The 13,290-nt window shown below is 73.5% G+C and carries 13 protein-coding genes; 5 read left to right on the forward strand and 8 right to left on the reverse strand.

Annotated features, from left to right (window positions below):
- The first annotated feature begins 167 nt into the window (after positions 1-167).
- From EDD40_RS17195 to EDD40_RS17205, 3 genes are read left to right on the forward strand one after another with little or no spacing between them, the layout of a single operon-like run.
- The gene (locus tag EDD40_RS17195; protein ID WP_123743820.1) at positions 168-845 is read left to right on the forward strand and encodes a response regulator; all 678 of its coding nucleotides are present in this window, start codon (positions 168-170) and stop codon (positions 843-845) included.
- On the forward strand, positions 842-2,128 hold the full coding sequence (locus tag EDD40_RS17200) for a HAMP domain-containing sensor histidine kinase (protein WP_123743821.1): 1,287 nt from the start codon (positions 842-844) through the stop codon (positions 2,126-2,128). The genes EDD40_RS17195 and EDD40_RS17200 overlap by 4 nt, the downstream gene beginning before the upstream one ends.
- Positions 2,121-2,729, forward strand: a complete 609-nt coding sequence (locus tag EDD40_RS17205; RefSeq protein ID WP_123743822.1) for an HD domain-containing protein — start codon at positions 2,121-2,123, stop codon at positions 2,727-2,729. The genes EDD40_RS17200 and EDD40_RS17205 overlap by 8 nt, the downstream gene beginning before the upstream one ends.
- On the opposite strand, the gene EDD40_RS17210 is transcribed toward EDD40_RS17205, so the two are convergent.
- From EDD40_RS17210 to EDD40_RS17240, 7 genes are all read right to left on the reverse strand, one after another.
- Positions 2,704-3,276: a 1,2-dihydroxy-3-keto-5-methylthiopentene dioxygenase gene (locus EDD40_RS17210; RefSeq protein ID WP_123743823.1), complete on the reverse strand. Its 573-nt coding sequence runs from the start codon at positions 3,274-3,276 to the stop codon at positions 2,704-2,706. The two genes, EDD40_RS17205 and EDD40_RS17210, sit on opposite strands and share 26 nt — an antisense overlap.
- 5 nt (positions 3,277-3,281) lie before the next feature.
- Positions 3,282-3,866 (reverse strand): methylthioribulose 1-phosphate dehydratase, encoded by a 585-nt coding sequence (mtnB, locus tag EDD40_RS17215; protein ID WP_123743824.1) that lies wholly within the window; start codon positions 3,864-3,866, stop codon positions 3,282-3,284.
- Positions 3,863-4,528: an acireductone synthase gene (gene mtnC / locus EDD40_RS17220; protein WP_123743825.1), complete on the reverse strand. Its 666-nt coding sequence runs from the start codon at positions 4,526-4,528 to the stop codon at positions 3,863-3,865. The genes mtnB and mtnC overlap by 4 nt, the downstream gene beginning before the upstream one ends.
- The gene (locus EDD40_RS17225) at positions 4,521-5,528 is read right to left on the reverse strand and encodes a s-methyl-5-thioribose-1-phosphate isomerase (protein WP_123743826.1); all 1,008 of its coding nucleotides are present in this window, start codon (positions 5,526-5,528) and stop codon (positions 4,521-4,523) included. The genes mtnC and EDD40_RS17225 overlap by 8 nt, the downstream gene beginning before the upstream one ends.
- A complete protein-coding gene (locus tag EDD40_RS17230) occupies positions 5,528-6,667 on the reverse strand; it encodes an acyl-CoA dehydrogenase family protein (protein WP_123743827.1) in 1,140 nt (379 codons plus the stop codon). Before EDD40_RS17230 ends, EDD40_RS17225 begins: the two co-directional genes overlap by 1 nt.
- A 91-nt stretch (positions 6,668-6,758) precedes the next feature.
- Positions 6,759-7,895: a hypothetical protein gene (locus tag EDD40_RS17235; protein WP_148088828.1), complete on the reverse strand. Its 1,137-nt coding sequence runs from the start codon at positions 7,893-7,895 to the stop codon at positions 6,759-6,761.
- The gene (locus tag EDD40_RS17240; RefSeq protein ID WP_123743829.1) at positions 7,892-8,986 is read right to left on the reverse strand and encodes an XRE family transcriptional regulator; all 1,095 of its coding nucleotides are present in this window, start codon (positions 8,984-8,986) and stop codon (positions 7,892-7,894) included. Before EDD40_RS17240 ends, EDD40_RS17235 begins: the two co-directional genes overlap by 4 nt.
- A 204-nt stretch (positions 8,987-9,190) precedes the next feature.
- Here EDD40_RS17240 and EDD40_RS17245 point away from each other — a divergent pair, with 204 nt between their 5' ends.
- Together EDD40_RS17245 and EDD40_RS17250 are read left to right on the forward strand one after the other, a co-directional pair.
- Positions 9,191-9,421: a hypothetical protein gene (locus tag EDD40_RS17245; protein ID WP_148088829.1), complete on the forward strand. Its 231-nt coding sequence runs from the start codon at positions 9,191-9,193 to the stop codon at positions 9,419-9,421.
- Positions 9,422-9,527: 106 nt separating this feature from the next.
- On the forward strand, positions 9,528-10,313 hold the full coding sequence (locus EDD40_RS17250) for a hypothetical protein (protein ID WP_246037707.1): 786 nt from the start codon (positions 9,528-9,530) through the stop codon (positions 10,311-10,313).
- A gap of 62 nt (positions 10,314-10,375) precedes the next feature.
- Here the strand turns inward: EDD40_RS17250 and EDD40_RS44395 are convergent, their stop codons facing one another.
- Entirely contained in the window at positions 10,376-13,282 is a 2,907-nt protein-coding gene (locus tag EDD40_RS44395) for a helix-turn-helix transcriptional regulator (RefSeq protein WP_281277793.1), read from the reverse strand.
- Between the last annotated feature and the right edge of the window lie 8 nt (positions 13,283-13,290).

The raw sequence follows: 13,290 nt of genomic DNA on the forward strand, positions 1-13,290 counted from the left end.
AGGTAGCCCATTCAGATGAATCGGGTTGCCGCCCTGTCGTTATGGATCGGTGATGTTAACGACGGGTAGTGGCGTTTCACCGGATGGAGGAGCGGCTTGCGCCGGCCGTGACCTTTACCGAACCCGAACAGCTCCGCGACCTCGACCACCGCCCTCGCCGTGCCACGATGCGCGGCGTGCAGGGACTCGTGCTGGTCGTGGAGGACGAACGGGCCATCGCCGACCTGATCTGCCTCTACCTGCGGCGCGACGGGTTCGGGGTGCACGTCGAGGCGGACGGGCACGCGGCGCTGGCGGCGGTGCGGCGGCTGCGGCCGGTGGCGGTGCTGCTGGACGTCGGCCTGCCCGGGCTGGACGGGGTCGAGGTGTGCCGCGCGCTGCGGGCGGCGGGCGACTGGACCCCGGTGCTGTTCGTGACCGCGCGCGACGACGAGGTGGACCGGGTGCTCGGGCTGGAGCTGGGCGCGGACGACTACGTGACCAAGCCGTTCAGCCCGCGCGAGCTGGTGGCCCGGGTGCGCACCGTGCTGCGCCGGGGAGCGCCGCGGGTCAGCGCCGTGCACGTGGTCGGTGACGTGAAGCTGGACGGCGACCGGCGGCGGGTGTGGGCGGGCGGGGTGGAGGTGGCGTTGACCTCGACGGAGTTCGAGCTGCTGGCGCACCTGATGCGGCACCCCGGGCGGGTGTTCGAGCGGGAGCAGCTGCTGAGCGCGGTGTGGGGTTACGCGGCGGCGGCGGGCACGCGGACGGTGGACGTGCACGTGGCGCAGTTGCGGGCGAAGCTGGGCGACCGCAGCCCGATCAGGACCGTGCGCGGGGTCGGCTACTCGGTCGAGGCGTCGTGAAGCGCACGAGCCTGGCGTTCCGGATCACCGCGTTGTGCCTGGCCGTGGCCGCGGTGGCGGTCGTGGTGGCGGGGTTGGTGTCGGCGCGGCTGGTGCTCACCGCCGCCCGGGAGGTGAGCCGGGAGGCGCTGGCCGACCAGGCGGACGTGGTGGCCGAGCAGCTCGACGTGGGTCGGGCCGGGCGGCTGCGGGTGGTCGAGGTGCTGCGCGGCCAGGGCATCGCCGTGGTGCTGATCGGCCCGGACGGCGGGTTGACCGGTGAGCCGCGGGCCGTGCGGGCGGTGCGCGAGGCGGGGGTCGGGTCGGGCAGCGCGGGGACGCGGCTGGTCGAGGTGCGGCCCGGGGTGGCGCTGGTGCAGGAGACCGGCGTCGGCAACGGTCCGGGGCGCAAGCTGCTGCGCAACATCGCGTTCGCGTTGGGCGTCGGGTTGCTGGTGGCGGCGGTGGCCGGGTTGCTGCTGGGCAAGCTGGTCGCGCGCCCGCTGCGCCGGACGGCGGCGGTCGCGCGCACCATGAGCGGCGGTCGGCGTGACCTGCGGGCGCCCGAGCGGGGACCGGCGGAGGTCGCCGAGGTCGGGGGCGCGGTGAACGCCCTGGCCGACGCGTTGGCGCGCAGCGAGGCCAGGCAGCGGGAGTTCCTGCTGTCGGTCTCGCACGAGCTGCGCACACCCTTGACCGCAGTGAGCGGGTTCGCCGAGTCCCTGGCCGACGGCGTGGTGTCCGGGCCGGAGGTGCGGTCGGTCGGCCGCACCATCTCGCGGGAGGCGCACCGGCTCGACCGGCTGGTCACCGACCTGCTGGACCTGGCCAGGCTGGGCGCGGACGACTTCCGCGTCGACCTCGACCGGGTCGACCTGACCGAGGTCGTCACGGCCGCCGCCGAGGTGTGGCGGGCGCGGTGCGCGGCGAAGGGCGTCGAGTTCCGGCTGGCGGCGCCGCCGGGGCCGACCGTGCGGACCACGGACGCGCGGCGGGTGCGGCAGGTGCTGGACGGGCTGCTGGAGAACGCGCTGCGCCTCACGCCGGCCGGCCGGCCGGTGGTGCTGGCGCTGGACGACGTGCTCCAGGTGCGCGACGGCGGTCCGGGCCTGTCCGAGGAGGACTACCGGGTGGCGTTCCGCAAGGGCGCGCTGCACGCGAAGTACGAGCGGTCCCGCCCGGTCGGCACCGGGGTCGGGCTCGCCCTGGTGCACGGTCTGGTGACCCGGTTGGGTGGCACGATCGAGGCCGGTCCCGCGCCCGAGGGCGGCGCGGCCTTCACGGTGAGGTTGCCCCATGCGTGAGCTGGAGGTCCGGTGGCACGAGGCGGTCCGGGTGCTGGGCGGCGCGCACGGGCCCGGGGACCTCGTCGAGCGGTACGCCGAGCCGCACCGCGGCTACCACAACGCCGACCACGTGCTGGCCGTCGTCCGTGACGCGGACGCGCTGGCCGTCGACCGCACGGCACGGGAGCGCGCCGTGCTCACGCTCGCCGCCCTCGCGCACGACGTCGTCTACGACGGCGTGCCGGGCGAGGACGAGCGGCGCAGCGCCGAGTGGGTCCGGGCCCGGCTCGCCGGGCTGCCGGCGGCCGACGAGGTGGCCGCGCTGGTGCTGGCCACCGCGGAGCACGCCTCGGACGACCCGCTGACGTGCCTGCTCCTGGACGCCGACCTGGCCGTCCTCGGCTCCGACCCGGCCGCCTACGAGCGCTACCGCGCGGCCGTGCGCGCCGAGTACGCGCACGTGCCGGACGACGCGTGGCGGGTCGGGCGGGGCGAGGTCCTGCGCGCGTTGGCCGGGCGCGACCCGCTCTACGTCACGCCGCACGCGCGTGACCGGTGGGAGGACCGCGCCAAGGCCAACCTCGCCGCCGAGCTCAGCTCGCTCGGTGACCCGCCATGAGCACGTCGTAGGTCGGGAACGCCTCGGCGATCTCGCTGCCGGTGAAGTTGCCGACCCAGCCGTCGTCGTCGTGGAAGAACCGGATCGACACGTAGTCCGGCCGGGTGCCCATGTCGAACCAGTGGGTGGTGTTCTCGGGCACGCTCAGCAGGTCGCCCGCCTCGCACAGCACCGCGTACACGCGCTCCTTGACGTGCAGGTAGAACACGCCGGAGCCGCGCGCGAAGAACCGGTCCTCGTCGTCGTCGTGGGTGTGCTCGGCCAGGAACTTCAGCCGCGCCTGCCCGGCCGACGCCAGCCACTCCGGGTCGTCCGACGGGGCCATCTCCATCGCGTCGACCAGGGTGTAGCCCTCGGTCTCGGTGACGCGGGCGACCTGCTCGGCGTACACCTCCAGGGCGTTCTCCCTGGTCACACCCGGTACGACCGGCCACTGCTCGTAGCGGACGCCCAGCTGCTTCAGCTCCACCGCGATCTCGGCGGGGTCGGCGGTGCGCACCAGAGCGGTCTCCGGGTCGGTGTCCGACCACACGGTCAGCAACGTCATCGCGCCTACCTCCTGTGAGTCTCGGCTTTGAAGCGCAACAGCCACTCCAAGCACTCCAGCCGGTGCCGCGCCTGGTAGAGGTCGTCACCCCACACGTACACCCCGTGACGGGCGACAATCAAGGCCGGCACGTCCGCGCGGAAGCCCGCCTCGAACGCGTCGCCGAGCACCCGCATGTCCTGGCTGTTCGGCGTCACCGGGATGACGACGGACTCGTGCGCCTGGCGGCCGAAGCCCTTGAGCATCTCCAGGTCGCGCAGCTCGACGCCGTCCGGCCAGTGCTCGGCCGCGACGACCGGCGCCAGGGCGTGCACGTGGACCACCGCGCCCGCGCCGGACACCGCCGCGATCCGCCCGTGCAGGCCCGCCTCGGCCGACGGCACCCGCACCGGGTCGTCCGTGCGGCCCTCGGCGTCGACGAGCACCACGTCGTCCGGCGTCAGCTCGCCCTTGTCCTTGCCGCTGACGGTGACCGCGAGCCGCAGCGGGTCGCGGTCCACGACCACGGAGAGGTTGCCCGAGGTGCCGCGCATCCAGCCCATCGCGGTGTACCGGGCGCACTCGGCGGCCAGCGCCTCGCCCGGCGTCACAGGGCGTCCACCGTCCGGTGTGGACCGAAGTCCGCGTCGCCGTACGGCTCGCCGGGGCGCGCCACGCCGACCGTCTGCCAGCCCGCCTCGGCGGCGGCGTGCAGCTCGGCGGGAACGTCGGAGTAGAAGGTGATGTCGCTCGACCCGAGCACGGAGGCGATCTTGAGGTAGGAGCCGGCCTCGCGCTTCGGGCCGGCGTTCACGGTGTCGAAGTGGAACTCGAACAACGACGTGAGGTCGCCGTCCGTGGTGTGCGCGAAGAACGCCACCTGGCCGGCGACCGAACCGGAGGAGAACACGGCCAGCTTGGTGCCCTCGGCGTGCCACCGCCGCAGGGCGGGCACCACGTCGGGGAAGAACTCGGCCACCAGGTCGCCCTCGGCGTACCCGCGCTGCCAGATCAAGCCCTGCAACGTCTTCAGCGGCGTGACCTTCTGGTCGGCGTCCATCCAGCCGTGCAGCACGCGCACCAGCTCGTCCGTGCCACCGTCCACACCGGACAGCTCGCGGACCTGCGCCACCGCCTCCGCGACGGCCGGGTCGTCGCCGTGCGCGTCGATCCACGGCCCGAGCCGCGGCCGGGCGTAGTCGTACAGCGTGACCAGGACCTGGTCGGTGGCGCTGAGCGTGCCTTCGATGTCCAGCACGACCCATTCAGTCATGAACGTCCCCAACGTAGTAATCGGCCAAACCGTCCGGAGCGTACGCACCGCGGTCGGTCACCACCCTCGTGACGAACCGCGGCGGGGTGACGTCGAAGGCGGGGTACAGGCCCCGGGCCCGGTCGGTGGCCGTGCGGCGGCCCAGGGTGTGCCGCACCTCGTCGCCCGGCCGGTACTCGATCGGCACGTCGGCGGCGGAGGGCGCCAGGCGGTCCGGCGCCTGCACCATGGCCAGGAACGGCACGTCGAACGCGTGCGCGGCGACCGCCAGGCCGAGCGTGCCGACCTTGTTGACCACGTGCCCGTCCATCGTGACGCGGTCGGCGGCGGTCAGCAGCACGTCCACGTCGCCGGTCGACATCACGGCCGCGCCCATGCCGTCGGTGATCAGGGTCGTGTCGACGCCCATCTCCCCCAGCGTCTCCGCGGTCAGGCGAGCGCCCTGGAGGTACGGACGGGTCTCCGTGCAGACGAACCGCAAACGCTTGCCCATGCTCTGGGCAGTGGCGACGGTCTCGGTCAGGTAGAGGTCGGCCCAGCAGTGCGTGAGCACCGCGCCCTCGTCCGGCAGCAGCTCGGCGGTGTGCCTGCCGAGGCTGCGGCTGCGGCTGCGGTAGCGCTCGTCCCCCGCCTTCGCGCCTTCGAGGGCGCCGGCTTCGAGGTCGTCGTTCGCGTCGACGCCCGCCAGCACGGCGGCCACGGCCTTGCGCAGGTGGTTGTTGGTGCGGCGGGTGGCGACCAGGAGCCGGCCCGCCTGGTCGAGGTGGGCGCGCGCCTCGTCCCGGGGCAGGCCGCGGGCCTCGCGGGCGGCCAGCACCATGCCCCACAGCGCGGCGAAGTACGGGCCGGAGGACTGGGTGACCATGTCCTCGATGGCCTTCGCGACCTCGGCGACCGTGCCGCAGCGCACCCACGTCTTCTCGAACGGGAAGTTGCGCCGGTCCAGCACGTGCACCCCGTCGTCGTCGAGGCGCACGCTGCGCGCGAGCAGCGGCTCCATCAGCTGTACCCGGTGAACGGCGCGTGCTCGCCGGTGAGGTGGTACGCGCCGACCTCGCGGGCCTTGTACGACACGGGGTCGTGCAGCGTGAGGGTGCGGGCGTTGCGCCAGAACCGGTCGAAGGCGTAGCCGGCGGCGGTGGCCCGCGCGCCGCACAGCTCGAACACCCGGCTCGTGGTCTGGTTGGCGACCTTGGTGGCGACGACCTTGGCCGACGAGATGGCGGCGGCGGTCTCCGCGCGCTCGGTCCGGGTCAGGTCGGCGCCCCGCCGGGACGCCTGGTCCAGCCGGTCCGAGGCGTGGTCGGCGAGGAGGCCGGCGGCCTGCGCGTCGGCGACCAGCTCGCCGTACGTGCCCAGGATGTAGGGGTCGGCGGTGGCCGTGTCGACACCGCTGAGGAACCACGGGCGGGTGGTCGTCCGGGTGTACTGGGCGGCTTCGGCCAGCGCGCCCTCCGCCATCGCCACGTACAGCTGGGCGAGCACCAGCTGGAAGCCCAGGGCGGCCAGCGACAGGCGCGGGCTGCTGTCGTCGTGCGCGCCGAGGACCTGGTCGGCCGGCACGTGCACGTGGTCGAACACCACGCCGCCGCTGGCGGTGAGGCGTTGCCCGATGTTGTCCCAGTCGCCGGCGTAGGTGATGCCGTCGGCCTTGGCGTCGAGCGTGAAGGTGATCTTGTCGCCGGTCTCGGTGTCGGTGGCGCTGACCACCAGCCGGTCGGCCACCGACGCGCCCGTGGCGAACGTCTTGCGGCCCGTGACCTCGTACCCGCCGTCGACCGGCCGCAGCTCCAAGGCCGCGTCCAGGGGGTTGCTGACCCCTGCCCAAAAGAGGTCGGCACCGGAGAGGTCGGCGCCGGTTCGGGAGTTCGGGTTGTCGAAGAGGCCGCTGCGCCAGACCTGGAGGTAGTGGTAGCCGAGGAGGTGGCCGACGTTGGCGTCCGCCGCGCCGACGACCCTGGTCACGGCCTGCTGCGTGGCCCAGTCGCCGACCCCGAGCAGCCCGGACCGCCGCAACGCCCCGACCTCCGCCGACGGCTCCGCACCGAGCCGGTCGCGCTCCGCCGCGTCGACCCGCAACGCCGCGGCCAGCTCCTCGGCGACGGTCAGCCACTTCTGCCGACCATCGGTGCTCGTCATGCGCCCTCCTACCGTCTGCGTCCCAGCAGGCGAGCCTAATCGCCGGCGCGGGCCGCGGGCTGAGCGTTCCGCCACATGGGAGGGCCGGCGGTCAGCGGGCGACGTACGTGGCGTGCCCGGCCAACCCCAACGCCGCCACCGCGCCCCGCAGGTCGACCGCGCCCTGCGGGAAGGTCGCGACGTGCGCCGCCCACGTGCGGCGGTCCTGGGCGAGCGCCTTCAGGTACCGCACGCACAGCGACGGCGGGATGGCCTCGCAGCGCTTGCGCGCGGCGCGCAGGGCGATCTCCATGCGCAACGCCTCGTCGTCGCGCCGTCCTCGTGACCTGATGCGGTCGAGGATGCCGTCGATCAGGGCCATCCGGCCGTGCAGGAAGTCCGACCAGTAGCCCTCGTCCGCCGCCGCCTCGAAACCGCCGTCGTCGTCCAGCAGCGCGAACACCCCCTCGGCGAGGCAGTCGCCGAACTCCTCCATCTGCGCCCGCGACTCGTTGGCGAACGGGTCGTACGGCTTCTGCTCCACCCGGCCGGTGATCGCCGACCGGCGCAGGCCCGCGTCGTCGAGCAGGAAGAACCAGTCCTCGTTGTAGATCGTCGGGAAGAACGAGGTCATCGACTCGCGGCCGATCACCAGCGCGCCGCCGCCGATGAACGTGCCCTGGTCGCCGCCCGTCTCGCGGTGCGCGTGGCAGACCACCGAGTTGTCCGGGAAGCCGCCGACCTCCAGCCCGACGGCGGCGTAGCCCTCCGAGACCAGGCCGGCCGCCGCGTCGAGGTCCGACGGGGTCGGCACGGTGATGTCGTCGTCGAGGAACGCCACCCGCTCCCAGCCGACCACCCGGGACACGAGCAGGCCGAGGTTGCGCTTGAAGCTGGTGTCGGTGTGCCGCAGGAACTCCGTGGAGCTGAGCACCTTCGCGGTCGCCGACAGGCGGGGCATCAGCGAGGCGGGCAGCGCGCCGACGTCGACCACCAGCATCTCGACGCCCCTGGTGCGGGCCAGCTTCGCGGCCCGGTCGGGCGCGGCGGTGCCGCTGGTGAGCACGAGCAGCGGCCGGCCGAGCGCGGCGGCGACGTCGGCGGCCGTGCCGAGGTAGCGCCACGGGCGGTTGGTCGGCACGACGATCGCGTCGACCGCCCCCGGCGGGCAGTCCTGGACGTCCACTGTGGTCAGCAGTTTGCCGTGCGACGCGTGGTGCTCCACGAGCGCAGGGGCGGTGGCGGTCAACCCGGGCCCTCCGGCCATTCGACGAGGCGGGATTCGGGCAGGTTCCAGTCCGGCGTGACGACCTGGCCGTTCACCACCTGCACCCTCGTGAGGATGCTGAAGGCGTCCGTGCCCGCGAAGCGGGTCTCCAGGTACGCGCCGTTGCGGTCGCGGAACCTGCCGTCGGTGAGGGCCCGCACGACACCGAGGGTGCCCCTGCCGTACTGGCCGTTGCAGATCGTCACCGTCCGCTTGTGGTTGAACGGGTTGGTGCCGCGGTAGAAGTGGCCGACGTCCTCGATCAGGACCTCGTGACCGCGGGAGTTGCCGAGCTTGGGCGCGAAGAGCCGCTCGTGGCCTTCGCCGTCGCGCACCACGAAACCGCCCGCTTCGGCCTCGTCGTGCCGGGCGACCTGGGTGATCGGGAGGTCGACGCGGTCGAGCAGTTCGCGGGTGACGAGGTTCCAGTCGACGCCGCCGAGCAGCACGAGGTGCGTGGTGTAGTCGTCGGGCGCCAGGTTGGAGGCGATGCGGAAGTTGACCTGGCTGCGCGGGTTGAGCGCGCGGATGTGGCCGTGCAGCTCGATGAGGGCGTCGAGGTCGGCGTAGGTGTAGAGCTCGACGTAGTCCGGCTGCGTGGGGTCGGAGTAGGGCATGGCCGCCCGCATGCCGGCCGGGAGCTGGGCGACGACGATGGTGATGTCGTGCCGGTCGTCGAAGTACCAGAAGCCCCGGTCGGCGCGGTCCTGGGCGGGGGTCGTGCCGTCTTCGCGCTCGACGGCGGCGCGCAGCGCGACCAGTTCGCGCAGCAGCTCCTCGCGGCGGCGCAGCTCCTCGGGGGTCAGCTCGTCCACCGGGATCAGCCGGTACGGGCGGGTGGCCACGGAGCGCTCGGTCGCGAAGAAGGTGGCGTAGGCGGCGAGGCGGTTCAGCGGCGGCGTCCTGGGCTTGCCGCGGCTCTCCCACGACGACAGCAGCGGCACGCTGGCCGGCTTGTCGGCGCTGAACGCCTGCGCGAGGTCGCTCTGCGTGATGACCACGTCGGGCCACTGCTCCTCGCGCAGCGCCCGAAGGCGGTGCGACAGCGAGTGGGAGCCATCCGCAACGACCACGACCGCGCGCCCTTCAGTGAACTTCAGCGTGCTAGCTGAAGCGTGGAACATACACTATTGCGGAGAAAAGTGACGAGCGGATACCCCTATCAGGGGCTTGTCAGGTGAGTACACCCCACTTACTCTCATATTACTGAGGTTCAGTCAACTTCAGTGAGTAGAGGTGAAGTTCACCCAGGAAGCCATCCGGGGGTCATCATGAACATGCTCACCGCGTTAGCCCGAACTTCCGAGGCCACCGAGTGGACGCCGCTCGTGGTGGTGGTCATGATCGGCGCGTTGACGCTGGTCATGGGTCTGGCCAAGCTCCTGCGCCGAGTGCTCGGCATGCTCACCCGGGTCCTGCTGTCGGCCGGCGCGGCGATGACCGGGATCGCCACGATGCTCGCCCTCTGCACCGTGCTGACCACCGTTCTGCTGGTCTACGCGCGCTGAACCACCACGTGCGGCTCATCCCCTTCGACTACGGTATGCGGGCCCGCATCGAAGGGGGAGTCGCACGATGGACCTGTCGCGCAGATCGTTCTCCGGGGGAACCGCCGTGGCCGCGCCAGCGACCGCGACCCCCGGGACGACCGCCGCGCCGGCCCGGGCGCCGCGTCCACACCGGCCGTCCACACCGCACCTGCTGGAAGCCGAGCAGCTGGTCGGCTACCTGTCGTTGCCGACGTGCCCGTTGACCAACAACACCTACAAGGAACCGGACCAGCCGAACGTGGTCCGGTGGGGTTCGCCCGGCGACGCGTCCGGGTGGGTCAACCAGAGCCAGTGCGCGTCGTTCCTGACCGCCGTGCTGAAGCGGACGTACAAGTGGGCGACGCCGCGGTTCTTCAGCGCCCACTTCGGCGTGGCGAGCCCGTTCGCGCGGGACTACCGGGCGGCGTTCGCGGAGCGGGAGATCCCGCACTTCGAGCGCGTCACCAGGGTGGCGGACCTTCGTCCGGGTGACGTGATCGCCATCGACTACCGCAACGACCAGGACACCAACACCGGTCACGTGGTGATGGTGCGTTCGGTGAAGGGCGTGTACACCGCGCCGACCCGCGGGCTGAACTTCCGCGGCGAGACGCAGTACGCGGTGGAGGTCGTGGACTGCACGTCCGAGCCGCACGGCGTGTACGGGGTGGGCAACTACTTCCGGTTCCCGGACAACCGGATCTTCAACGCCACCGCGGCGACGGACGGCGCCGGGTACGGGCACATGATGTTCTACGCGTCCGACGCGACCGGCGAGTTCAGCCGGTACCGGTGGAGCGTGAACACGGCGTCCGCGCGGACGTTCCCGGTGGCGCGACGACCGGTCTCGGCCGCCCGGGTCGTGTTCTGAGCGTTCAACTCGGGTGTTCTGAACGTAGGACACGGGTGTTCTGGACGTAGGACACGCGCGGGTCAGGTGAGGGCGAGTTTGCCGAGTTCCACGCGCGACGCGACGCCGAGCTTCGGGTACGCCTTGTAGAGGTGGTAGCCGACCGTGCGCGGGCTCAGGAACAGCTGCGCGCCGATGTCCCGGTTGCTCAGTCCCTCGGCCGCCAGCCGCACGACCTGCAACTCCTGCGGGGTGAGGGCGCTGAGCGGGTCCGGTCCCGGCACGGCCCGGCTCTCGCCGGTGGCGCGCAGCTCGGCGCGGGCGCGGGCGGCCCACGGTGTCGCGCCCAGCCGTTCGAACACCTCCGACGCCGACCGCAGGTGGGTGCGGGCGTCGGCCTTGCGGCGGGCCCGGCGCAGCCACTCCCCGTACAGCAGCTCGGTGCGGGCGCGTTCGAACGGGCGGCTGTCGTCGACGCGGTGCAGGTCGACCGCCTTCGCGTACCACCGCTCGTCGTCGGTGAGCAGGGCGCGGCACCGCGCGGAGACGGCCCGAGCCCACGGCTGGCCGGTGCCCGAGGCCCACTCGTCGAACCAGCGGACGGCGTTCGCGTCCGGCTTGCCCAGCCGGGCGGACGCCTCGACCAGGTCGGGCAGGCTGGTGACGGAGTAGAGCCGGTGCGCGCCCGCGGCGACGTCGGCCAACCGGTCCAGCACGGCCTCGTGCCGGCCGAGTCCGAGGTCGAGCAGCGCCGACGCGCACGCGGCCCGCACGGACTGGGGCGCGTCGCCGACCAGCGTCGCCACCAGCTCCTCGCACCTGGCCGCGTCGCCTTCGACGGCGGCCAGCTCGGCGAGCACGGCGGACAGGAAGCCGACGCTGAACTCCTGGCCGATGTCCGCGGCGATGCGCAGCCCCTCTTCGGCGGTGGCCCGCGCGTCGCGGTGCCGGCCGAGGTGCAGCCGGCCGCGGGCCAGGTAGGCGAGGGCCCGGGGCAGCACGCCGAGGGCGCCTTGGGCGCGGGACTGGCGTTCCAGGTCGAACGCCCACGCGTAGGCCGCCCGGTCGTCGCCGAGGACGAGGTTCCACCAGGCGGTGACCGCGTTGCCGGGCCCGCCGACGTACGGGGAGTCGAGCAGTTCGCGCAACGCCGCCATGCCGCCGGGGACGTCGGCGCCGTCCAGGCCCAGGGCGGCGGTGGCGACCCGCCGGGTGTCGTCGGCGCCGGGCAGGTCCCCGGCGCGGGCCGCGATGTCCTTCAACAGGTCCAGGTCGCGGCCGGCCCACGCGTTGTTGGCGGCGTGGAACAGCAGCTCCCCCGCCAGTTCCCGGTCCGTGTGCTCGGCGCACCGCACGGCGCGGGCGAGTTGCGCCGCGGCCTCCGCCGACCGTCCCTGCTCACTGGCCAGCCGCGCCTGGATGCGGGCGACCCGCGCGCCGTCCACCGGGTTGCCCACCAGGTGCCACGCCTGGTCGGCGAGCACGACCGCGCGGTCGAACTGGCCCGCCGCACCGGCCGCGCCCGCCGCCGACGCCAACCGGTGGCCGCGTTCGACGGGGTCCGGGGTGAGTTCGGCGGCGCGCTGGTAGGCGGCGGCGACGGCGACGTAACCGCCCCGGTCGCGGGCGTCCTCGGCGGTGCGGGCGAGGGCTCGGGCGACGTCCTCGTCGGGCGCGGTGGTGGCGGCGGCCAGGTGCCAGGCGCTGCGGTGGGCGTCGGGCAGCACGTCGGCCAGTGCCCTGTGGACGGTGAGCCGGTGCTTGAGCGGGGCGCTCTGGTAGGCGGCGGCGCGGATCAGGGGGTGGCGGAAGGTCAGCCGGCCGTCGTCGGAGCGCAGGAGTTGGCGTTGTTCGGCGGCTTCGAGGTCGTCGACGGACGCGCCGAGCAGACCGGCGGCCTCGAACACGACGGTCGGGTCGCCGGTGTCGTCGGCGGCGGCGACCAGCAGGAGGGTGCGGGTGCGCTCGGGGAGCGTGCCGATGCGGTCGGCGAAGGTCTGCTGGATGCGGCTGTGGGTGGGCAGGGCGGCGACGCGGTAGGCGTGGGCGGCGGGCAGGTGGCCTTCGCGTTGGGCGGCGGGGAGTTCCAGCAGCGCCAACGGGTTGCCGCGGGCTTCCTCGGCGATCTGGTCGCGGACGTAGCGCGGCAGGTCGGCGGCGTGCTCTTCGAGGAGGGCGGCGGCGTGCTCGGGGGTGAGGCCGGTGAGGCGCAGCTCGGGCAGGCCGGGCGCGGGGAACGGCGGCGCGTGCAGGTCGCGGGCGGCGAAGACCATCGCGATGCCCTCGGCCTGGAGGCGGCGGGCGGCGAAGACCAGCGCCTGGGCCGAGCCCTGGTCCAGCCAGTGCGCGTCGTCGACCAGGCAGAGGACGGGGTTGCGGTCGGCGAGGTCGGCCAGGAGGGTGAGCACGGCCAGGCCGACCAGGTGGTGGTCGCCGCCTTCGGGCGCGGCGAGGCCGAGAGCGGCGCGCAGTGCGGTGGCCTGGTTGGGCGGGAGGGCGTCGAGGCGGTGCACGACGGGGCCGAGGAGCAGGTTCAACCCGGCGAACGGCACCACCGACTCGGACTCCACCGCGGTGCCGCGCAGGACCAGGAACCCGGCGTCGGCCGCGCTGCGATGTCCGCCGGCCGGGGCGCGGTTGCCGTCGGCCAGGGCGCGGTTGCCGTCGGCCAGGGCGCGGTTGCCGTCGGCCGAGGCGCGGTTGCCGTCGGCCAAGGCTTGGTTGCCGGCGGCCGGGAGGTGGTCGGTCCCGGCCGGGGCGGGCGGTGGCTGCGCAGGGGTACCCGACAGGGGGTCCCCTGATTTCATTGTGCCAAAGGGGTACGACAGTTCCGGGGTGGGCGAGGTGGCCCGGGTGGCGGCGTGGGCCAGGAGGGCGGACTTGCCGATGCCCGCCTCGCCGCGCAGCACGAGCACGCCGCTCTGCCCGGCGCGGGCGGCGGAGAGCAGGGTGTCCACCGCGGCCAGTTCGGCGGACCTGCCGTGCAGCATGGTCACGA

The sequence above is a fragment of the Saccharothrix texasensis genome (assembly GCF_003752005.1).
GTDB lineage: Bacteria > Actinomycetota > Actinomycetes > Mycobacteriales > Pseudonocardiaceae > Actinosynnema > Actinosynnema texasense.

Coding starts and splice junctions, on each gene's coding strand:
- EDD40_RS17225 (WP_123743826.1), bottom strand. CDS start 5,528: ATGGAGCCGCTGCTCGCGCGCAGCGTGCGCCTCGACGACGACGGGGTG.
- EDD40_RS17245 (WP_148088829.1), top strand. CDS start 9,191: ATGCTCACCGCGTTAGCCCGAACTTCCGAGGCCACCGAGTGGACGCCG.
- EDD40_RS17230 (WP_123743827.1), bottom strand. CDS start 6,667: ATGACGAGCACCGATGGTCGGCAGAAGTGGCTGACCGTCGCCGAGGAG.
- EDD40_RS17195 (WP_123743820.1), top strand. CDS start 168: ATGCGCGGCGTGCAGGGACTCGTGCTGGTCGTGGAGGACGAACGGGCC.
- mtnC (WP_123743825.1), bottom strand. CDS start 4,528: ATGACTGAATGGGTCGTGCTGGACATCGAAGGCACGCTCAGCGCCACC.
- EDD40_RS17205 (WP_123743822.1), top strand. CDS start 2,121: ATGCGTGAGCTGGAGGTCCGGTGGCACGAGGCGGTCCGGGTGCTGGGC.
- EDD40_RS44395 (WP_281277793.1), bottom strand. CDS start 13,282: ATGCTGCACGGCAGGTCCGCCGAACTGGCCGCGGTGGACACCCTGCTC.
- EDD40_RS17210 (WP_123743823.1), bottom strand. CDS start 3,276: ATGACGTTGCTGACCGTGTGGTCGGACACCGACCCGGAGACCGCTCTG.